Source organism: Paenirhodobacter populi, assembly GCF_004022215.1.
Taxonomy (GTDB): Bacteria; Pseudomonadota; Alphaproteobacteria; order Rhodobacterales; family Rhodobacteraceae; genus Rhodobacter; species Rhodobacter populi.
Genome location: NZ_SAUZ01000027.1, coordinates 1 through 20,554, shown reverse-complemented (window position 1 = coordinate 20,554; position 20,554 = coordinate 1). Strand labels below are relative to the sequence as shown.

The window sequence follows — 20,554 nt, the reverse complement described above, 5'->3', positions numbered from 1 at the left end:
GTCTCTCCTCACGCCGGGGTCTTGGCACGCGCCGCCACGAGGGCGGAAAAGCCCGCAACGACCCGGATCTGAAAGCTGACGAAGGCCACCAGTTGCGACAGCACCACGATCCCGTCTTCGTCCCAGCCCGCAGTCAAAAGCGCGGCCAGCGCCTCGGGGCTGGAATCGCGCGGATGCAGCACCAGCAGATGCGTGTGCGCAAGCGCCGCCGCCAGACGCGCGCCATATTGCGCCACACGTTCGGGCGTGGCCTCCCAGCCGGTGCCCGGCTGGTCCTCGACGGAAAGGGGACCGGCGGGAAAATGTCCCCACGGGCCGGATGCCGCCGCCGATCGCGCCTCGGCGGCGATCCCGTCGGCCAGATCCGGAGCGGCGCCTCGCAGCAGCCCGGCATAATGGTCCCGCGTCGCGGGTTCGCCATAAAGTGCCGCGACGAAGGCCGCGACGGCATACCTTTCGGTTAGACCGACCGGGCCTTCGTCCTGCGGCGACAGCAACAGCCGATAGCTCAGTTCCGCCTGCGCCCTTGCATCTGATCTTTGGGCATAGGCCCCGGCGATCGCGCTGCCTTCCGGTATGCGCGCCAGCGTTTCGATAAGGGTTCGGTTGCTCACGGAAGCTCCTGTCATCTGATGGTTTCCAGCACGGCGCGCGGCCTGCCGGCCCCTGCCCCGCGATTGCCCCAGCCAAGCGCCGGCGCGACCTCGGCGGCGAAAAGCTCGATCGAGCGCAGGATATGCGCGTGCGGCGGATCGACGGAATGAACCTGAATGGCGATTTCCGTCGCATGTTCCAGCGTCCGGTCCTGCGACAGGGACCGGATCACCTCATCGGGTGTGCCCACATGTACATCGAAGGTCCGGATCAGCGTATCGAGGCTGGTTTCATCTATGGTGTGGCCGCTTTCCCGGAATTTCGCCGCCTGCCGCGACAGGCCGATCCGGGCGAACCGGCGCGCCTCGTCCCGGTCATCGGCCACGAAAACCGACCGCGAGGCCAGAATGCGCGGCGCCCGGCCCGTCGGCAAGGCCGCAAGATAGGCCTCGACGACCGGAAGCTGAATTTCCGCAAGGGTGGCGTCGGGGCGGTCCTTTGGCCGGGGCTGGGTGCGCGACAGCAAAAGGCCGTCGCCATCCCGCCCCGCGCGCGCGGCACCGCCCGGCGAAAAAGTCGCCTGCCAGCTACGGTCGGCAAGCCCACCCGCCGTGGGCCAAAGCCGGTTCCCCCCGGGCAGTTCGGCGCCTGCCCAGACAGCCTTGATAACGCTCAGATTTTGCGCAAAGACCCTGTGGCGATCGTCGTAGCTCTGCCCGAAAGCGGTATAGGATTGCGCCGTTCCCCCGGACCCGAAACCGACCTCGAGCCGCCCGCCCGACAGGATATCCGTCACCACCGCATCCTCCGCCACGCGGATCGGATCCTCCATCGTCAGGGTCACCACCCCGGTCGCCAGCCGGATCGCTGAGGTCTGGGCCGCCACATATGACAGGAACGGAAACGGCGAGGGCAACCCGCCCTCATCGCCATGGAAATGGTGCTGCGCAACCCAGGCCGTGTGAAAGCCCGCCGCCTCTGCCGCGCGGATCTGCGCAAGAGCCAGCCTGTAACGTTCCGCCGCCGGAACATCGTCCAAAAGGCGTGTAAAGAAACCGATCTGCCTGGTAGCCATCGGGAATCCTCTGGTTTGTGCGATTTGCAACGGCCTGTGACCACCGAGGCCTACGGTTTACGCTGCCGCGACCGTTGGAGTATTGGTATCGGTTCCGTCGGGATTTATCGATAGAGGGCCATTGGCGATATTTCCCGATAAATAGTTGAATTCCATCACCGCATCCAAACTTCGGAGGATATTTCTCTCTGGATCGCCGGTCTGTCGCCCCTATGCCGAAACGAATTCCAGGATCACGCCCGCCGCCTGCCCGGGCGACACCTGCAGCCCGCGCGGCGTCTCGTCAAAGCTGACGTCACCGGTACGCAGGGCCTCTGCGGTCTGTGCCAGATCATCCACCAGCAGGCGCAGGGCGGCATAGCCCGTCCGGGGCGTCTGCCCGATCCGATCGCCGTAAAGCGCGGCCGCCCTATCGGGAGACAGGATCTCTACCGCAGCCGAAGGCTTGCCGCCCGCGATCCCGGTTTCGATCCGGTATCCGTCCCCGATAGCGGTGGCCTTCCCCTCGGCATAGAGCCGCGCATAGGCCTGCGACGCCGCCTGCGGATCTTCGGCAACCCCGACAACGGCGGACAACGCACGCGCCCCGTTGGCATGGATTCGCAGTTCATCACGCCAGACGGCTTCCGGCGTCAGATGTTCGCACAGAAAGAAGTGACCCAAAGGCGCGCTGCCCGGTGCCAGTGACAGGGTGCGAAAGCTGGCGGGCGTCTCACCGCCGCCCGGCAAGGGAACCGGACGGGAAAAGGCGCTGACATCCGATGTGGTGAAGCCGCGCTCCGCAAGCGGCTGCCGCGCCGCATCCGCCCCTTCCGCGGGACGATTGGCAATCGCCCGCAGCCCCTCGCCTTCCGACGCCAGAAGCTGTCGTTGCGCGTCGTTCAGCGGAGTCGGCGCCACAATCCCCAAAAGTTCAAGATAATCGTCCCTGAAGACGATGGTATGGTTCCCGGTACCTTTTTCCGGGCTGTGCAACCCTCTGGGCGACAGGGTGAACCCCAGCCGGCGAAACTGCTCGGCGCTGGCATCGAGGTCGTGCACAAGCAGATAAGCATGGTCTATGCCATTGATCGGATGAGTCATTTCTGTATCCCTCCATATAATTTTGTCGGGTCATGCCAGCCGGAGCCGCTCCTCCAGAGCCATTCTTTGTGCGGTCCGATCAGAGCTTGCCCTTCCACGGCACCAGCCGGCGTTCCAGAAACCGCATCAGCACGGTGAAGCCGAAAGCGATCACCGCGATCACGATCAGCCCAAGGAACACCACATCCGTCGCCAGGAAATTCGCGGCCGACATGATCATATAGCCAAGGCCGGATTGCGCCGCGATAAGTTCCGCCGCGACCAACGTGGACAGGGTGGCGCCGATGGCGATCCGCAGCCCGGTCAGGATTTCCGGCAGCGCCGAAGGCAGGATGATGGTAAAGAATATCTGCCGGGTATCGGCCCCAAGGGACAGCGCCGCGTTGATCCTTTCCTGCGGGACGGACCGCACCCCCGCCTGAGCGGCAAAGCAGATTGGCGCAAAGGCCGACAGGCTCAGCAACAGGATTTTAGAAGATTCGCCGATCCCCAGCCAGATGATCAGCAACGGCAGGTAGGCCAGCGGCGGCAGCCCCCAGTAGATGTCGATCGGCACGCTCAGAACGCCGCGCGCCACCCGGTTCAGCCCCATCAGCAACCCGACCGGCACGCCAAGGACGATGCCGATGGTCAAAGCCAGACCGATCCGACCCAGACTTGCCAGAAGATGGTCCAGCAAGGTGCCGTTCGCATAGCCGTCCAGCGCCGTGGCAACGGCCTGCGTCGCGACCTCGGAAGGCGACGGCAGGAACAACGGCGAGGTCCAGTGCCAATGCGTCGTCGCCACCCACAGCAACAGGATCGCAAGCAGCGTCGCCGCGCTGATAAGCGCGGTTCCCCCAGTCTTCCCATCCGTCCAGCGACGGCTCACGCGCAGGGCAGCGGCGGAAAGAGGTTCTTGTTCGCTCAGGGCGCTCATCTCGGTCATGCTCCTTCGGGATGGCTCAGGCAGCGGTTCGCGTCTGGGTAGGGTGATGGATCAGGGCGCGTATCTCGGCGCGCAGCTGACCAAAGGCGGGATCGTTCAGGACCCCGCCAATATCGCCCGCGGCGGCAAAATCACGCACGAAATCTGCCTTGTAGCGGGCGATGACCCGCCCCGGACGCGGCGACATGACAAGGATTTCCGTGCCAAGCGTCAGCGCCTCTTCAATCGAGTGGGTGATGAAAAAGACCTGCTTTCCCGTCCGAGACCAGACATCGACCAAAAGCTGCTGCATCGTTTCGCGGGTCAGGCTGTCGAGCGCGCCGAAAGGCTCATCCATCAGCAGGATCTTCGGGTCCGTCGCAAGAGCGCGTGCAATGCCCACCCGTTGCCGCATCCCGCCCGACAGCTCATAAGGAGGTTTCGTCGCAAAATCCTGCAACCCGACCAGCGCCAGCAATTCCCGCGCATGGTCTCGGCGTTCCGCCCGGGGTACCCCCCGATAGCGCAGGCCAAGCGCCACATTGTCCAGAACGGTGGCCCATGGCAGCAGCGTATCCTTCTGGAACACGACACCCCGGTCGCCGCCCGGCCCCTCGACGGGCCGCCCATCGAGCAGGATTTCCCCCGAGGTCAGCGGCAAAAACCCGGCGATCGCATTCAACAGCGTCGATTTCCCACAACCCGAGGCGCCAAGCGCGACCACGATGGATTTCGGCGGAATGTCGAAAGACACGTTTTCCAGCGCGTTGACACGCGATCCGTCGGCGGCATCGAACACTACGGAGGCGTTGCGGATCGAAAGCATATGCGATTTCCCGATAACGATTTCCCGGGCGGCAAGCGCGGCCCGGGATGCCCGATGATCTTCTGACTGCGTTCAGTTCGTGACCTTGAGCGCATCGACAAATTGCGGATCGACGAACGGGCTGTAATCGTCCAGCACCGCGGTGATCTTCTTCTGTTCTTTCAGAAAGGCGGCCGTATCCTTCAGCGTCCGCGCCACCGCGCCATCCGCGCCACCGCCAAGCCACGCGGCCGTGCCCTGTTCGGCCAGCGGCACCGTCACGATAGAAGCGTTCCAGGCCACGATTTCCTCGGGCGTGCCGCCCTGAAGACGCGCGATCGCCGTGACGTATTCGGAATCGACGCCCCAGTTTTCGGGATGCTGCACGAAATCGACCGAATAGCCGTCGATCAGTCCCACGAATTTCTTCAGGAAATCGGGGTGCTGCCCGATAAAATCGCCGGTCGCCACAAAAGCCGTGAACACCGGCGCACCGCGTTCCGAAACCTCGCCCGAGGTGACAAGAACCTTGCCGTCCTTCTTCAGCTCGGCCAGCGCTGGATCCCAGACGAAGGCCCCGTCGATGTCGCCCCTTTTCCACGCCGCGACGATTTCGGGCTGCGGAATGGCAATGACCTGCGTGTCCTTTTCGCTCAGCCCTTCCTGTTTCAGATAGGCCAGCAACTGGTAATGATCGGTGGAAACCGGCGCGGCCGACAGCTTCTTGCCCACCAGATCCGCGGAAGAGGCAATATCCTTGCGCACCACCAGAGCCTCGCTTTCGCCAGCGGCGGCGGTGACATAGATCCCCTTCACGTCAAGCCCACGGCTCGCCACCGCAGCATAGGGGCTGGAGCCGACGGCACCGATCTGCACCGACCCCGAACTGATCGCCGCGAAAATGTCCGCACCGGAATTGAAGCGGCGGAATTCCACCTCCCAGTCGGGACCAAAACTTCGGGCGATCTCGCCGGTGGCGATGCCCGCGAAATAAGGCTCGGCACCCGTCTGATAGGCGATGACGACCTTGTTGGCCGCCCCGGCCTGGGCTGGAAGCGCGAACGCCACGACAAGGCCGAAAAGGCTCGATAGGGATTTGACGGTCACGATATTCTCCTGATGCTCCGCTGGGGGGTTAACCCACTGAAAGTCGGACCATTATGCACAGAAGCGAGAGACGGGAATTGCCGTATTCAAATGGCGAAAGGGATCAAACTTTCATTCCAAGCAACGGCGGCAGGACAGGCATCTTTTTTGCAGAAGGCACGGTTTTCCGGCGCCTCGCCGGTATCTTGCCGAAGAGGCGCGTGAACGTCCGGGTGAACGAGGTCAGTGCAGCATGGCCACTCCGGTCCGCCACATAGGGAACAGCGATGTTCTCCCTCGCGCGCTTGCGCCACTTCGCTACGGTCTGGGGATTGATGCCCAGCTCCCGGCTCAGCTCCGCGAGCGAAGCGTGCGATCATTCGGGCCAGCCCTCGGATCGATGGCGGGCAGGCCCTCATTATTGCGGCTCGGACAGCGTGCATGGTCGTGGCGCTGCCGTGACGAATTTGTCCCATAGAGAAACCCTCCATTCCAAAGAAAGGATCGCACCATCAAACCGGGGGATCAAACACCCAAATCCGGGTTTCCAGGCGCGCGTTGAGAGAGGATGGAGCAGGATTGAGACTGGGATTTAAGTACTTGTGAAACAAGAGAATCTCAAAACGTCGGATGCGATTCCGTCTTACGCCATGAAGGGATTCACAATCCGGAGCCTGCGCTCGACGAGCATACCATCCTGCATGTCCTCCGAATAGAGCCTGTCACAACCATTCGCCAAAGCCGCCGCCACGATCATGGAATCGTAGACCGAGAATCCATGCTTCTCGCCAAGGGCTCGGCCGATGTCGTGGATGCCGGCGGTCAGGTTCGCCACTTCGCACAATTCGCGGATGCCGCCGAGGAATTCGCCAGCCTCCTGCCAGGACAGCCCCGCCTTCCGGATACAGTTGACCAACGCTTCGTTCAGGACCTGAACGCTGATCAGTCCGCCGGAAGCCAGCAAGCTGGCGGCCCGGTCTGCTTTGGGGCCGTCATCGAGCAGATAGAGGATGACGTTGGTATCGAAGAAGTCAGCGGGCATTCGCATCTTCGCGGCTCAGGCGCTGCGATGCCGGGAGCCGACCACGGAAGCGATGCAGTTCGGCCAGAATGTCCTCCGCCGAGGGACGCCGCCGCACCGTGAGGTGGTCGCCGGCCTTCTCAAGCTCGATCCTGTCGCCCTCTTTCAGGCCGAGTTCCCGCACCAGATTTGCGGGCAGTCGGACGGCGAGCGAGTTTCCCCATTTGGCAACCTGCATGATCTTCCCCTCCGAGGCATGATATACACCTTATAAAGGTATATCATTTATCTGTCCGGCTCAAGCTCTCTGGCATGACGGGGGGCGCAGCATGTGCAAGCGGCCTCCAAAGATCCGAGACCGCCCGGACGGTGCGGATATAACACATCGTCCGGGCGCGGAGCGTGTCTTTAGTGCGTGCGACCGCCGGAGAGCGCCGTCAGTATCACGATCATGCTCGCGATTCTGGCCGCCAAGCCGTCGCCGCGCCGGTATGCGCCCCGTCGAGATGGGCATAGCGTCCGGTGCTGAAAATGCATTGTCAGGCAGCTTGCCTGAGACGGCAAGGCTTCCGGCGGTCTGCCCCGCAAAGCAAAAGGGCTGCTCGCCGAGCAGCCCTGTCGTCGTAGCTATCGCGACGCCTTACTTCGGTGCGTGGTATTCCGGCAGCGAAGTAAGCTGTTCCTTCGTGAGGTGCGTGTAGGCCCTCAGGTCGCCATTCTCGTGCTTATAGACGGCGATTTCGCTCAGATCCAGCGCGACGGGTTTTGCACCGATGCCGAGGAAGCCGCCGACATCCACGATGATGTTGGTCGCCGCACCATCCACGCCAAGCTCGACGTCTGCGACCTTCCCGATCTCTTCGTCTGAGGAGCTGTAGAGGCCGACACCCTTGAGCTGATCGCCCGTCACCGTGCCCTTCTCAGAGAGGCTGTAACCCGCGGGCGGCACGAAAGACGGCTGAGCCGACAACATACCCGCACCTCCGATTGCAAGACCTGCAGAAATCGCTGTCACGGCAATCATGTTTCGCATGGTGTTCCTCTCCTAATTAGCGGCGTCTGTCACCCTTCGGAGAGGTAAACCATTGATACGGCGTTTTGTTCCGGCGTGTCAGGATCTTTCCGCATGGGATCCGGCGTTCCGGAAATGCCCACACCGACCGCGATCACACCGAAGCGGCCGCATGTCAGACAGGCCTCTGCATATACCGTCGAATGCGGTGTGCGTGCTCAGAACGGAGCGCGGGTTTACAGGCCATCATCGCGGGTATTCGACCGGCCCCGCTGGTGCAGAAAGGGCTCGGGACACCCCGTATATGCCAATGGTCCGATGTGGCCGTCACCTTGTTTGGAACACAGGTCGTACCGCCGAAATCTCCGGAGCAGTTGGAGATCCAAGCTGTCCACCGGATCAGGCAGCGGTTGATCTCAGATCGGACGCAGCTCGTGAATCAGATGCGGGGTCTGCTGGCGGAACATGGCGTGGTGACCCATCTTCGATGTCTTCCCGAGTATGGGCGTGAAGCTGATCTTGTCTTCGCCGGGGCCTCGGTCGCGCAGGCGCGGCACCTTGACGGCAGCCGCCCCGATCCCGGTCAGCACCTCGCGTTCCGGCAAATGCCCGTGGCGCACCAGACGCGACCGCCCGTCTGCGAGCTTATCCTTCGAAAAGGATGCCAGAAGCGCCTCGATCAGCTTGCACGCCCCGCCCCGATCACCTCGGTCAGCGAATCCGGGACTATTCCCGATGGATCGGTCAGTCGGGTGATGGTATCGTCATCCATGTGGCATATTCCTTTCTCGCATGAGAATTGACGGCGTCTTAACACCGCCATGATATGCCGCCCCTCCGGGCATTACCAACTTTCAAGCGTTTCTCTACGAGGCGTGGAACAAACGCGATCTTGGCGCCCGGCGTTTCCTCTACATCTGGCCCAACAGCGTCTACTTCAAGCCGCGAATGGCTGAAGAGAAACAATGTGTTCTGGAGACCGTCGGAGCCGACGAATATGCCCACAAGGAGCTGCTGGCGATGACCGATGGCTTTCGCGAAAGCATGCAAAGCTGGCGCGAAGTGCTGCTTGACCTGAGGCGGCGCGGCCTGAAGCATGATCCAAAACTGGCCATCGGCGACGGTGCCCTAGGCTTCTGGGCGGTCCTGCGGGAGGTGTTTAATGGTCTGGAGCCTAGCTGTCGATGGGCATTCTACCCGTTGCACGAGAGCCTCCTATCTCTGCGGACCCATTACCCAATCGGGCAACGCGGTCGCGATGGCGGGAAAAGCAGTCAGGATAACAAGAGCCCCGATCATCGCCAGCCAGAATGGCACGATACCGCGGTAGATCGTCGATTGCGCGACATGCGGCACCACGGAATGCACGATGAAGACATTCATTCCGACGGGCGGCGAGAGCAGACCCATTTCCAGAACGATCATCACGATCACCGCGAACCAGATCGGATCGAAGCCTTGCGCGATCACGACCGGGTAGAAGATCGGCAGCGTCAGCACCAGCATGGCAAAGCCGTCCATGAACGTTCCAAGGATGAGGTAGCACAGAACGATCAGCGCAAGAATGCCCATGGGCGGCAAGCCACTCGTCGTCAGCGTGTCGCCGATCCACTGCGGCACATGGTTCAGCGCCAGAAACGGGTTCATCAGGTGCGCCGCGATCAGGATCATCATCACCGAAGCGGTCGTCTGTGCGCTGTCGCGCCCTGCATCCCAGAGGTCGTCAAAGCCGATTTCGCGCCGCATCAGACCAATGAGCGCCATCAGACCCGAGCCGACAGCGGCGGATTCGACGGGTGAAAATACGCCCGCGTAAAGCCCGCCGATGGTGATGAAGATCACCCCCGCCCCGGGCAACGCCGCAAGAAACGCCTGTCGAGCGGCGGCAGGCGCCAAAGGCACGCCCGCAGGCCCCGCATCACGCCGAAAGTGGCAGATCAGCGCCACCGTCACGATGAAAAGAAGCAGCAGGAGCAGCCCCGGCAGGAAGCCAGACAGAAACAACCGACCAATGGATTGCTCTGTCAGGATCGCGTAAATCACGAAGCCCGTCGAAGGCGGGATCAGGATACCGAGCGTTCCGCCAGCCGCAACCGTTGCGGTGGCCAGCCTCGGCGCATAGCGGTAGCGCTCCATTTCGGAGAGCGAGACCTTGCCCATGGTTAGCGCAGAGGCGATCGACGAGCCGCAAAGCGCAGAAAACGCACCGCAGCCCATCAGCGTCGCCATGGCGAGCCCGCCGCGAAACCGTCCGACCGCGGCATAGGCAGCATCGTAAAGCGCGCGGCTCACCCCGGTGCGCGTGGCGATGTTCCCCATCAGGATGAACAGGGGGATCACCACCAGCTCGAACTTCGAGGCGAGGGTGAAAGTCTCCGAAGCCAGGAGCGACATCGCGGAATCCATATCGGACAGTACGCAGATCCCGCCGAATCCGACGACGAACATCGCAAGCGCTACAGGCACCCGCAAAAGGATGAGGATGAGCAGAATGGCGATGCCCGCGGTGCCGGTTGCAATATCAGACATGTTCGGCCCTCTGGGCGCGGATGGTGCGCAGTACTGCTCCAAGCCCTGCAATCATCACGAAGGCCGCGAGCAGGTATTGAAACGGCGCCTTCGGCAGACCAAGGATGTTGGTCGAGAGCGACAGCATCGAAGAAAGTTTCGCTGATTGCCATAAGGTCCATGCGAGGGTGAACCACAGGGTGGCGGCAAGTGCATGCGAGAGCCGCCCGATCCCAGCCTCGATCCGGCGGGACATGAACGGGCGCAACAGATCCACCTGGATCTGGCCGCCCCGCTGCTCGAGCAACGGGACTGCACCGAAGATCACCACCACCATCGCCATTTCGGCCATGTCCTGCGCGCCGAACACCGGACGCCCGAGGCTGCGCCCCACCACATCGGCAAGCAGCAGCCCCGCCACGCCGAGGAGCGCCGCACCCGATACACGGGCGCAAAATCTGTCGACAAGGCCAAGCCCGGTAGCGAACGCGCCGGGCATGGCTTACTCCCCCCGCATCGTCTTGAAAGCAGCCTCGGCCTTCATCGCCGCGACGGTTTTTTGTGTGAAGGGCAGCAGGATCGCATCGAAGGCAGCGATCTCCTCGGGTGTCAGATCGGTCACCACATCAGGGCCGCGCGCGTGAAGACCCGCAATCGCCGTATCGCTTTTCGCGTGCCAAGCCGCCTCGGCGTGGCGCGAAAGCACGCGCCCGCCGGCCTTCAACAGCGCCTCGCGCGGACCCTCGGGCAGTTTCGCCACCCGCTTTGCATTGGCCACGACAAAGAACGACTGATTGCCGAGTGGAATACCAAGGGTGACATGCTTCAGCACCTCATCGAATTTGAAATCACTGATCGCGCTCGACCCGGTGATGACGCCATCGACAAGACCCGTCTGCAGGGCGTTATAGACATCGCCCGCGGGCATCTGCACCGGGATCGCGTCCAGCATCTCAACGACCTTCGCAGTGATCGAACTCGAAACCCGGATCTTCAGACCCTTCATGTCGGCGGGCTCGCGCACCACCTTGTCGCGCAGGATCAGAACCGCAGGCTCCGCCGTCCAGAGCGCCAAGGGCACCGTCGCCGGAAACTCTTTCGTCAAAAGCCCCGCATCCCAGCCGTTCCAGAGAAAATCGGCACCGGTCATGCCAGCCGGCAAAGCGCCCGGAAGCTCTGTCAACATGGTGAGCCGAAACTGCGAAGAGGTATAGCCCGGCAGGCCCCAGACGATATCGGCAACACCCTGCACCACCCGTACATATTGTTCGGCCGGACCTGCGCCGAGCTTGCCCGCCGGGTATGTCTCGATCGCCAACCCCAAGGGCGCGACGGCCTCGGTCAGCGGCGTAACGATCGCCTCTGTAAGCGTATGCGTCGGCGCAACGAAATGCGCGAATTTCAGGGTTTCTGCCGCAGCAGGCACAGCGACGGAAAGGGCAGCCGCAACGGCGCCCCATTTCAGTATAGACATGTGAAACCTTTCGGGCGGCGTTCCGGCCAGGGAACGCCGGAGGAAGACGGATCAGTTTTCGCCCCAGATTGCTTCGGCAGTCCTGACGACGAGTTCGAGCTTTGCCTTTTCCTCATCCTCAGTGATCGCATTGCCATGTTCGGTCGAGGCGAAGCCACATTGCGGCGCGATGCCAAGCTGGTCGAGATCAACGAATTTCGACGCTTCGTCGAACTTCTTCTTCAGCCAGTCGAGGCTTTCAAGCGTCCCGGTCTTGGTCGTGATGAAGCCCGCCATCACCCGCTTGTCGCCCTTCGGCAGCAGCTTCAGGGGTTCGAGCCCACCCGCCCGTTCGGTGTCGTACTCCATGAAATAGACGTCGACCGAGGTATGATTGAAGATCGCATCCGCCGCCGCGTCATAGCCGCCCTCGGCTACGAATTGCGAACGGAAATTGCCCCGGCACATATGCATGCCGATGATCATATCGGCGGGGCGGTCCCTGATCGCCTCTTCCAGCATCCAGGCGTAGCTCTGGATCAGCTTGTCCGGATCCTGCCCCATAGCCCGGCGCAGGGCGCGCTGATGCTCGTCGCCGAGATAGGCAAAGAAAATGTCATCAAGCTGAAGATACCGGCAGCCGACATCGTAAAACGCCTGCACGGCCTTCTTGTAGGCCGCGGCGATATCGTGGAACAGCAGATCGTGGTCACGATAAGGCTCATATTCCGTGTTGTCGGGCGAGACGCGGAAATGGCAGGCCGAGGGACCGGGAATCGAGATCTTGGCGATCCCGTCTTCCGGTCTCACCAGGTCCTTGAGGAAGGTGAAGTGACGCAGCATCGGGTGATCTGCGGGGAAATCCAGCTTGCCCGTCAGATGCGGCTCGATCTGCGGCGTCTTGAACTCGCCCTTGAAATCCAGAGATTTCTTCGCAGGCTTCATGTCGAGACCTGTGAGCATCCCCATGAAATCGTAGTGCCAGAACTGGCGGCGCACTTCCCCATCGGTGAAGACCTTGAGCCCCGCCTCCTTTTGCAGCTTCACGAGGCCCGGGACGGCTTCGTCCTCGACCTTTGTCAATGCTTCGGCCGGGATATGGTCGTGGCGCGCCATCTGCACAGTGGCCGGACGCAAAAGCGAACCCACATGATCGGCCCGGTGGGGCGCACGTCGGCGAATGGTCTGTGTCGTCATCTGTCTTGCCTTCCTGAAGGCCCGAAGGGCCAGTGAACGAAACTCTGGCCCCATCCGAAGACGGGGCCGGAAACGCCACCTTTGCGGATCTTCCGCTCCCGACGCGCCCTCCGCGGCCGGAACAGGTGAACGATCGGGGCAGGTTTCCTGACTTGCGGATCATCGCTTTGCCCGGCCTTCCCGGCACAAGACGCGCGCCAGTGGCATGTCGGGCAAGGCTCATCGCCTACAGTTGCGGGGGCAGCTCCGGATTTCGACCGGATTCCCTTTTACCCGGAGCTTCCCCCGGCACCTCGATCTTCTTGCACAGTGATGTGCGTGAACGGTCGCAGGGTCAATATGCTTGCGGGCTCATAATTCTCATGAAAATTATGAGCCAAATTGAAGATTCTGCATTGCGCGGCCTCTATCACGCCAACCTCGCAGCTGCAAACGACTTGGAGCGCTTGCTTTTGCACGGACGCATTGATCCGCCACATGCGGAGGCTACTCGCATTGCGCAAGCCTGCCCGCAAGGCGCTCACCTCCTCCGACTATGCCAGCGGATTCTTGCTGGAGGTTTGGATACCCGACGAACCGACGCAGGCGCTATGCCGCCAGGTGCCGCGGCGCGTCGACATAACCGGCGCGCTGGCGATGAAAGCGGCAATCGGCGACGTGACCCGCTTCGACGAACCACAGAAGCTTGTAAGCCATCTCGGACTGATCCGGGCGTCAGGCAATCACGACCGGCGCCTGCCTGCCACGGACGGATCACCAAACTGGGTCGCGGACATGCTCGTCGAAGCAGCCTGGGCGGCGGCACGCGTGCCCCGACCGTTGCGGGCCCTCTTCCTGTGGGTGCGAGCCGGTCATGGCCAGCATGTCGCAGCTATAGCAACCGCGCGCAAACCTGCTGTCGTCATCTGGCATTGTTCACGAAGGGGGAGAGCTACGCCTGGGCGCGGGCCAGAAGGGAGCCGCCCGCGCCTACAACATCAAGAGGCACCGGGAGGAAGAGCGCCGCTGGTTCGAGCAGGCCGAAGACGGCTATGCCCGCTCCGTGGTCGGCTGGAGCCCGCGAGCTCCGAAGAAGACACGCACGGATGCTGCAAATTAGGCGCCACGATAGAGGCTGCGCGGCAGGGCTCTCACCTCGGACCCTGCCCTTCGCCCGCGGTCTTCCGCGCGCAATATGAGAATAGCGCGAATCCGCTCAAAAAGCTCTTGTCGATCACATCGGTCATCCACGGGTGGCTGGGTCTGGCCAGCCTGTGTTCGATCACGTTTGCTTCGCAGATCAGCGCCCGAACAACGCGATCATCGCATCGGCCAGCGCGCCGCGCCAGACTGCGTAATCATGCCCGCCCGAATAATTCCGCCAGAAGACCTGACGCTGTCCGGACAACCGCAGCACGTCGCGCAGGTGCCGCGAAGTGTCGAGGATGGACCTTTCGTCTCCGTCCTCGAACTGTCCGGCCGAGATCCAGAACCGCACATCCCGGTTTCCCCCCTGCGCCCATTCGGCAGACATGAAGGGCATCTCATCCCCGCTCCACCCCTCGGGCCCCCACCAGAACGATCCCGACAGCGCAATGACATTGCCGAAGGCGGCCGGCTGCGTCAGCCCCAGCCAAGCCGCAGCCAGGCCGCCATACGAAGACCCCGCAACCGCGGTCCGTTCTGGTACAAAGTCTCGCGCCAGCCGCGCCTCGACCAACGGTTTCAACTCCTGAGCCATCGCTGCGGCAAAGTTGGCATTGGGCGGCAGTTCGGCGGCGCGATGTTCCGGATCTATCGGATCGACGAACGCCACCACCACCGGCGGCAGCCGCCCCGAAGCGATCAGCCGGTCGAAGATGCGCGGCAGAGGCGCCTCCTCGCGCTGGTATTGCGGCCCATCGAACAGGATCAGCAGCACCGTATCCGAATCCTCTGGATCAAACCCCGCCGGGACATACAGATTCACGTCGCGGCTGTTGCCGAGGACCGCCGAGCGGTAGGCCAGTGCCTCGACCTGCCCGCGTCGCGCCGGATCCGCGCCGGTCATGCCCGGTTGTTCCGGCGCATCGGGCAGCTCCAGCAGGCTGCGGCGCGCCCATTGATCGGGCGCATCGACAGGCTCGGTGTACGGGTTCAGGGGGTCGGCCTGAACCGTCGCCAGAAGCGCCCGGCGGTTTTCGCCTGCACCAGCATCGAACTGCGGCACGTCGGGCGCAAGCGCATAGGACAGCCGGGTATCTTGCGGAATCTCGAAACTGGCGAACCACAGATCGCTCCCGCCCAGCCGTTCGAGCCAGACGTGATCGGATGCAGGCGCCCCCCACAACCGCACATTGTGCAAGGCCCCACGCCACAGGAAGGTCGCGATCACCGTGTCGGGCCGTGTGCCGGGTTCGATCATCGGCGCCCCCTCACGCGCGATCTGCGCCCAGAAGGCCGCGATGTCGCCTCCCGCCGCCAATCCGGCGATCCGCGGGCTGAGGTAGCGCTTCGGCATGCCGGTCTGTTCCGCCGTCGGCACGATACGGTCCAGCCGCAGCTTTGCGTGCGTTTCAACAGAGTCGGTGTTTTCCAGCACCAGCCGTGCCATCGGCGCCCCCGCGACGAAACGGAATTCCTGGCCACCCTGTGCCCGGTCCAGCAGCCGGCGCACTGGCGTCCCCGCTTCGTCCGTCAGGTGCAGGGTCACCGGCCCGTCCGCCGCGATGCTGCCCTGCACATATGCTCCGGGCACGACGCTCAGATCGGCCTCAAGCCCCCATGCCGCCCGCCCCGCCGCAGGCAGGTCCACCTCCTGCGTGAAGGGTTGCGCAGAGGCGAAACCGGCGCTCAGGATGAGCACCGGCACCAGCCGCGACAACAGATCACCATTCATGGGTGAAGGTCGCGCTAATCGTCCGCCCCGCGCCGAGCCAGCAATAGCTGTTCACGCAGGATGAGGCATAGCGTTCATCGGTCAGGTTCTGCGCCGTGAACACCAGCTTCGACCCCGTCAGCCCCGCGTCAAGCGGGCTCAGATCCACCGAAAGCCCGGCGTCGATCAGGTTGTAGCCCGGCACCTTCAGCGTATTCGCCTCGTTCGCCCAGGAACTGCCGACATGGCGCAGCCCGAGACTCGCATCGACCCCTTCCGCAACCCGGTATTTCATCCAGATCCCGGCCATTCGCATCGGGATCGCGTTGAACTGATTCCCGGTGTTGTCGCCGGTTTCATAATAGGCATCCGTGAAGGAATAGAAGCCCACCAGCCCCACCCGGTCGCTCACCTGCGCATGGGCTTCCAGCTCAATCCCCTTGGAGCGGACAGATCCGATCTGCCGTGTCGTCGTCGTGCCTTCTTCGGTCACGGATTCGGTGATGTTCTTCTTCTGGATGTCAAACAATGCGCCGGTTAGCAGAATATCGCCATCCGCCGAAACCCATTTCGCGCCCAGTTCCCATTGCCGAGACTTCTCGGGTTTGAAGCTCGCCTTGCCGCTGTCGTCCAGCTCGTTCACCGGTTCAAAGGACGTCGCATAGGACAGGTAGGGCATCAGCCCGTTGCCGAAGTCATAGGACAGGGCAGCCCGCCCGGTCGCCGCTTCGTCGCGGTAAGTGGCTCTGTCCGATCCGGCGCGACTGCCGGAAACGTAATCCTCGGTGATCTTCGTCTTTGCCCAGTCGTAGCGCGCGCCCACCAGCAAGCCCCAGTTGCCCCAGTTCATCTGGTCCTGCAGGTAAATCCCGGTCTGTTCCAGCTTCTTCGTGGTATGCGAGGTATAGGCATCCATCTGGGCCGCCTCGATCTCGGCCAGCGTCGGATAGTTCTTTTGCGCGAAACTGAAGTTGAAGATCCCGCCCGTCCGGACGTAATCTGCACCCGTATCGGCGTGCAGGTAGTCAAAGCCCACCGCCGTCTTGTGATCCAGACCGCCCGACTGCCATTCCCCGCGCAGCGAGACATCCGCCGTCAGCTGCTGCATCGAATTCCGGTCGTGGAACCGATAGAGCGAATAGTTCCCCGCCCCATCGTCGGACGCGCTCCAAAGGCCGATCTGGCTCTGTTCCATGTCGATGTCGGTGTAGCGCAGCCGGTGCGACAGCTCCCAGCCATTGCCAAACCGGTGTCGCACATCATAGCCGACGGCGGTCGTGGTGCGGTCGATATAGTCGTAATCCGGTGCGTAAGAGATGAAATCCGGATCAATCAGCACGCCATCCGCAGTGGGCGTCACGATGCCCTTCCACGGGAAGAATCCGCGCTGTCCCGCATCCGGTTCACGCTGATAAAGGGCGGTCACCGTCACTTCTGTCCTATCGGACATCGTCCAGGTCAACGAGGGTGCCACCAGAACCCTGTTCTGATCGAAATCACCTTGCAGATTCTTGTCCCACGCCAGCGCCACCAATCGATAGCGCAGCGCACCCGCGCCATCCAGATCGCCTTGCAGATCCGCCCCGACCTGTTTGAAATTGTCATTACCCAGGGAGAATTCCACCCGGTTGTCCTGCGCCTCGGTCGGCCGTTTGGAAACCATGTTGATCACGCCGCCCGGGGTGACCTGGCCATAGGCGACGGAACTCGGCCCTTTTACCACTTCGATCCGCTCAAAATACCAAGGATCAATCTGGCCGAAATTGGTGTTCCCGAAGGTCATGCCGTCGATGAACTTTGCGACGGCGGTACGACCGCCGAAGCCGCGCATCTGGATCTCCTCGGCCACGTTCGAAGAGCCGCGATAACTGCCGAATACACCGGCGGTGTAGTTCAGCGCATCGGCCACCGTCCGCGCGCCCTGATCCGTGATCTGATCCGCCGTCACCACCGAAACCGAGGCCGGAGTCTTTGCGAGCGGCAGGTCGATCTTTGCCGCAGACTCGGATTGTTTTGCGACATAGCCCTTTACCGGCCCATCGGCCCTTTCATCGGCGGGGGCCGTCGCGCTGATCACCAACGGATCAAGCTCGATAGGGGTTTCGGCCCGAAGTGAATCGGTTCCGGCAACGGTCAGCGCCGTACTTGCCAGCAGGATGGCAAGCTGCGGCACCAGGTGGTGAGTCGGTCTCATGTTCCCTCGAATTCACATATGCGGGCCCCGGAACGGTCTGTCCGAAGCCGCAATTATCTTGACTATTTTAGGTGGTTATTTTAACCGCGATGCAGCCGCCCCTCCAGTGGCCGCGGTGCGGCAGGAACGACTTTAAGTTTTGCCGCGACGACACCGCCCAAGAAAACGAGATCGATATGACCGTGACCCGTTACCCTGGGAATTTTCGCATCGGTGTGCTTGATGGCTTCGCAGACGGTGTTGGCGATCCCCTGCCGTGTCGGCTCGACCCGAAATTCCAGATCCTTGTGCTGCTTGCCGGACGGCAGGTGTTCCATCTCGACCACCACCGGATCGAACTTGACGCCGAAACAGGGCCACATGCAGTCATGATGCACCTGACCCGTTCCTGCACACTGCGCTATGCCGGGTCCTGGGGCGATCCGTTCCGCAAGATCGCGCTGGCCTGCGATTGCGACTGGATCAACCAGCTCATGGGAGAGGACGGCACCCGGCGAGGTCTGCTCGAGTCCCCTCTCGGCTATGTCACATGGCGGCCCGATACCGAAATCGCCCGTCTCGCGGTGCAGATAGTCGCCCCTCCGCCCACCGAGACAACGGCGCAGGCCAATCTGTTCCGCATGTCGCGGGGGCTCGAGATTCTGCGCCGCTGCTTGACCGATCATCTGCCCTGTGGCGCACCGCCCACCGCCGACCCCGTGGCCGAGACGATCCGGCTCTATCTCAACCGCCATCTTGGCCATGACCTGTCGCTACCGCGCATGGAGTCGGATCTCGGCCTGAACCGCCGCTCGATTCAACGCCATTTCACCAAAAGCTTCGGCTGCACCCTGCGCGACTATGTGCGGACCGAACGTATGGCCCGCGCCCATCGCGCCCTTGCCGAGGAAGGGGCCAGTGTCCATCAGGCCGCCCATCTGGCGGGCTACGGCACGGTGGCGAATTTCTCTACGGCCTTTCGCCGGATCTATGGCGTCCCTCCGAAGGACATGCGCAATCGCTCGATCTGACTCCGGATATTCCTGGAGAGCCGACGACGAGTCCTGAAGCACCCTTTCTATCGGCACTGATCATCTGTGAATCTGTTCCGCCGTTTATTTAACGCCTCACAAAGGGGGGGATCTGCGGGGAATTCTCAGGCAAGACCGTGCAGTTGCGCAGCAGACGCCGCAGATCCGGCGCGATGCCGAGCGCGCGCCATACCGAACGTGTCGCGTAGGGAAGGTTCTCCCTCCGCCATGAAACCCCGGTGGTGATCCCGCAAAGATAGTTCCGCTGATGTTCGGCGAAGGGCATCAGGATCGTTTCCGCGATGAAGGATTCCTGGTGCATTCCGCATTCGATGATGAACAGCCGATTGCGCCAATAGGCCACCTGTCCCTGATATTTCGAGAACTGCCGGATGCCTTCGCGTGCATCCGCCATCTTCTCGACCGATTTCACAAGCATCACGTCGTCGTTCTGCCAGATCCGGGCGCAGCTGCGGACGATCATGCCGGGCCAAGACAGACTTTTGTTTTAGAGTTCGTAATAGCCGATGTAATCCCGCAGGCGGCGCAAATCGCCCGGAAAGGCGTTGCGCAGGACCAGACCCTGCGTGACCGGGCGACGCTGCTCGGTCAGGGCGCGCTCGAACCGTTCCGGCGACAGGTGGAAAACGGGTTCCGGCACCCCGAAATACTGCGAGATCCGTTCCCCGTTGTGACGCGACGGTATCGTCTGCCCCGACAGATAGCGATTAAATTGTTGCCGGTTGATACCGATCTCGCGGCAAATAAGGGCAACCGAGGGCCGCGTATTGCAGGCGCGGCGCAGGTTCGCGGCGTAATTTTCCGTCATGTGCGCCCTCCGGTGCGGTTCGGATGGGCGTTGTTGCAGAAGTCAGCGCGGGATCGATCAGCCCCCTTTCCCCGTTGGTCTCATGCCACGCGTTCGATTTCGGCAGTGCCGAGCGCATTGAACAGATTCATCAGTGCCACACGGATGTGGATTTCAGCGGTCTGGCGGTCCGGGTCACGTGATGCGATCCTCTCGCCGAAGGCCTTCAAGCATCGCGTTTTCGCCTCGATCCGACTTCGGACTTGATAGCCGCTCCATCGCTTCCAGATGGTTCGGCCCAAGCGTTTAGTCGCACGGAGGATCTCGTTACGTGCGGTGGCGGCGGGGCAATCTTCCCGCCATCGTCGCCCGTTCTTGCGGATGGGAATGGCTGCGGTGCCACCGCGCTCCAGGATAGCAGTGTGGCAGCGGCGCGTGTCGAACGTACCGTCTCCGGTCACTGTGCCGATCTGCTCATCGGGCGGGATCTGATCCAGAAGGTGCGGCAGAATGGGACTGTCACCCTTGTCGCTGGAGGTGAATTCTACCGCAAAGATGTCACCGGTAGCCGTGTCCATAGCCAGATGCACCGCTGCCGATACTGGCGACGGCGATGTGTGCCGTGCCTGCGCGCCAACCATTCATTCGATGGGCTTACGCGGCTGCACTGCAGCCACGGTCCCATCTCATTCACCCAGGAACTTGATCCCTGTGCTGTCGACCAGCAGGTTCAGCGGACCCGGCGCACGGCGCTGCTCGATCTGAACCGATATGGTCTTTTGCCGGCAACTGTATTCAGGCTGGTTGAACCTCCGTGAAGCAGGTTCCGGCGGCGATTATGCTGTTGAGCATGCTGAGCAGCTTCCTGGCCGTCGCTGTCAAGGCGGCTTTCACCGGCTTTCCTGCGTCCTGGAGCTTCTGCCTGAACGCTCGGAACATTGCGGTGTGCCGTGACGCGTGTAGTG

General features: G+C 62.3%; 19 protein-coding genes, 4 pseudogenes and 1 riboswitch. Of the genes and pseudogenes, 3 read left to right on the top strand and 20 right to left on the bottom strand.

Translation table 11 applies throughout. The features are described from left to right. Positions 1-8 precede the first annotated feature (8 nt). The 10 genes and pseudogenes from D2T30_RS18860 to D2T30_RS24170 all read right to left on the bottom strand — a co-directional run. A complete protein-coding gene (locus tag D2T30_RS18860; RefSeq protein WP_241649200.1) occupies positions 9-614 on the bottom strand; it encodes a CMD domain protein in 606 nt (201 codons plus the stop codon). Between the two features lie 11 nt (positions 615-625). Then, positions 626-1,669, bottom strand: coding sequence for a putative FMN-dependent luciferase-like monooxygenase (locus tag D2T30_RS18855; protein ID WP_128186452.1), 1,044 nt, complete (start codon positions 1,667-1,669; stop codon positions 626-628). A gap of 210 nt (positions 1,670-1,879) precedes the next feature. Then, on the bottom strand, positions 1,880-2,752 hold the full coding sequence (locus D2T30_RS18850) for a VOC family protein (RefSeq protein ID WP_128186450.1): 873 nt from the start codon (positions 2,750-2,752) through the stop codon (positions 1,880-1,882). A 79-nt stretch (positions 2,753-2,831) separates the two neighbouring features. Next, positions 2,832-3,671, bottom strand: coding sequence for an ABC transporter permease subunit (locus tag D2T30_RS18845; RefSeq protein ID WP_128186530.1), 840 nt, complete (start codon positions 3,669-3,671; stop codon positions 2,832-2,834). A gap of 25 nt (positions 3,672-3,696) precedes the next feature. After that, a complete protein-coding gene (locus D2T30_RS18840) occupies positions 3,697-4,485 on the bottom strand; it encodes a taurine ABC transporter ATP-binding protein (RefSeq protein ID WP_128186448.1) in 789 nt (262 codons plus the stop codon). Positions 4,486-4,557: 72 nt separating this feature from the next. Beyond that, a complete protein-coding gene (locus tag D2T30_RS18835; protein ID WP_128186446.1) occupies positions 4,558-5,571 on the bottom strand; it encodes a taurine ABC transporter substrate-binding protein in 1,014 nt (337 codons plus the stop codon). 622 nt (positions 5,572-6,193) lie between these two features. Then, entirely contained in the window at positions 6,194-6,592 is a 399-nt protein-coding gene (locus D2T30_RS18825; RefSeq protein WP_128186444.1) for a PIN domain-containing protein, read from the bottom strand. Beyond that, positions 6,582-6,809, bottom strand: coding sequence for an AbrB/MazE/SpoVT family DNA-binding domain-containing protein (locus D2T30_RS18820; RefSeq protein WP_128186442.1), 228 nt, complete (start codon positions 6,807-6,809; stop codon positions 6,582-6,584). The genes D2T30_RS18825 and D2T30_RS18820 overlap by 11 nt, the downstream gene beginning before the upstream one ends. Positions 6,810-7,211: 402 nt before the next feature. Then, complete coding sequence (locus D2T30_RS18815) at positions 7,212-7,604, bottom strand: PRC-barrel domain-containing protein (RefSeq protein WP_206613006.1); 393 nt, start codon at positions 7,602-7,604, stop codon at positions 7,212-7,214. 482 nt (positions 7,605-8,086) lie between these two features. After that, positions 8,087-8,355, bottom strand: a pseudogene (locus D2T30_RS24170) (IS256 family transposase); the annotation flags it as partial. Between the two features lie 95 nt (positions 8,356-8,450). Between D2T30_RS24170 and D2T30_RS18805 the strand changes: the two are divergent. Then, positions 8,451-8,744, top strand: a pseudogene (locus D2T30_RS18805) (transposase); the annotation flags it as partial. Positions 8,745-8,798: 54 nt separating this feature from the next. On the opposite strand, the gene D2T30_RS18800 reads toward D2T30_RS18805, so the two are convergent. From D2T30_RS18800 to D2T30_RS18785, 4 genes are read right to left on the bottom strand one after another with little or no spacing between them, the layout of a single operon-like run. Continuing rightward, the gene (locus D2T30_RS18800) at positions 8,799-10,112 is read right to left on the bottom strand and encodes a TRAP transporter large permease (RefSeq protein WP_128186440.1); all 1,314 of its coding nucleotides are present in this window, start codon (positions 10,110-10,112) and stop codon (positions 8,799-8,801) included. Next, positions 10,105-10,590: a TRAP transporter small permease gene (locus D2T30_RS18795; protein ID WP_128186438.1), complete on the bottom strand. Its 486-nt coding sequence runs from the start codon at positions 10,588-10,590 to the stop codon at positions 10,105-10,107. The genes D2T30_RS18800 and D2T30_RS18795 overlap by 8 nt, the downstream gene beginning before the upstream one ends. Before the next feature lie 3 nt (positions 10,591-10,593). Next, positions 10,594-11,565 (bottom strand): TRAP transporter substrate-binding protein, encoded by a 972-nt coding sequence (locus tag D2T30_RS18790; protein ID WP_128186436.1) that lies wholly within the window; start codon positions 11,563-11,565, stop codon positions 10,594-10,596. Positions 11,566-11,616: 51 nt separating this feature from the next. Then, positions 11,617-12,741, bottom strand: coding sequence for a 5-methyltetrahydropteroyltriglutamate--homocysteine S-methyltransferase (locus tag D2T30_RS18785; RefSeq protein WP_128210144.1), 1,125 nt, complete (start codon positions 12,739-12,741; stop codon positions 11,617-11,619). A gap of 120 nt (positions 12,742-12,861) precedes the next feature. After that, positions 12,862-13,052: riboswitch (cobalamin riboswitch) on the bottom strand. A 346-nt stretch (positions 13,053-13,398) separates the two neighbouring features. Here D2T30_RS18785 and D2T30_RS24165 point away from each other — a divergent pair. After that, positions 13,399-13,509, top strand: a pseudogene (locus D2T30_RS24165) (hypothetical protein); the annotation flags it as partial. 511 nt (positions 13,510-14,020) lie between these two features. Here the strand turns inward: D2T30_RS24165 and fes are convergent. From fes to D2T30_RS23185, 3 genes are all read right to left on the bottom strand, one after another. After that, positions 14,021-15,598 carry an enterochelin esterase gene (gene fes, locus D2T30_RS18775; RefSeq protein WP_128210142.1) on the bottom strand — a complete coding sequence of 526 codons (1,578 nt, stop codon included), beginning with the start codon at positions 15,596-15,598 and terminating at the stop codon, positions 14,021-14,023. Then, complete coding sequence (locus tag D2T30_RS18770) at positions 15,588-17,771, bottom strand: TonB-dependent siderophore receptor (RefSeq protein WP_128186428.1); 2,184 nt, start codon at positions 17,769-17,771, stop codon at positions 15,588-15,590. The genes fes and D2T30_RS18770 overlap by 11 nt, the downstream gene beginning before the upstream one ends. An 80-nt stretch (positions 17,772-17,851) precedes the next feature. Beyond that, positions 17,852-18,148: a hypothetical protein gene (locus tag D2T30_RS23185; protein WP_164884362.1), complete on the bottom strand. Its 297-nt coding sequence runs from the start codon at positions 18,146-18,148 to the stop codon at positions 17,852-17,854. Between D2T30_RS23185 and D2T30_RS18765 the strand changes: the two genes are divergently transcribed. Further along, on the top strand, positions 18,140-18,781 hold the full coding sequence (locus tag D2T30_RS18765) for a helix-turn-helix domain-containing protein (RefSeq protein ID WP_164882509.1): 642 nt from the start codon (positions 18,140-18,142) through the stop codon (positions 18,779-18,781). The genes D2T30_RS23185 and D2T30_RS18765 overlap by 9 nt on opposite strands. Before the next feature lie 88 nt (positions 18,782-18,869). Here the strand turns inward: D2T30_RS18765 and D2T30_RS23410 are convergent, their stop codons facing one another. The 3 genes and pseudogenes from D2T30_RS23410 to D2T30_RS18755 form a co-directional block, all read right to left on the bottom strand. Next, positions 18,870-19,265 (bottom strand): hypothetical protein, encoded by a 396-nt coding sequence (locus tag D2T30_RS23410; protein WP_206613005.1) that lies wholly within the window; start codon positions 19,263-19,265, stop codon positions 18,870-18,872. A gap of 24 nt (positions 19,266-19,289) precedes the next feature. Next, positions 19,290-19,610, bottom strand: coding sequence for a helix-turn-helix domain-containing protein (locus D2T30_RS23405; RefSeq protein ID WP_206613004.1), 321 nt, complete (start codon positions 19,608-19,610; stop codon positions 19,290-19,292). Between the two features lie 80 nt (positions 19,611-19,690). Continuing rightward, a pseudogene (locus D2T30_RS18755) lies at positions 19,691-20,380 on the bottom strand (IS5 family transposase); the annotation flags it as partial. Positions 20,381-20,554: the final 174 nt, after the last annotated feature.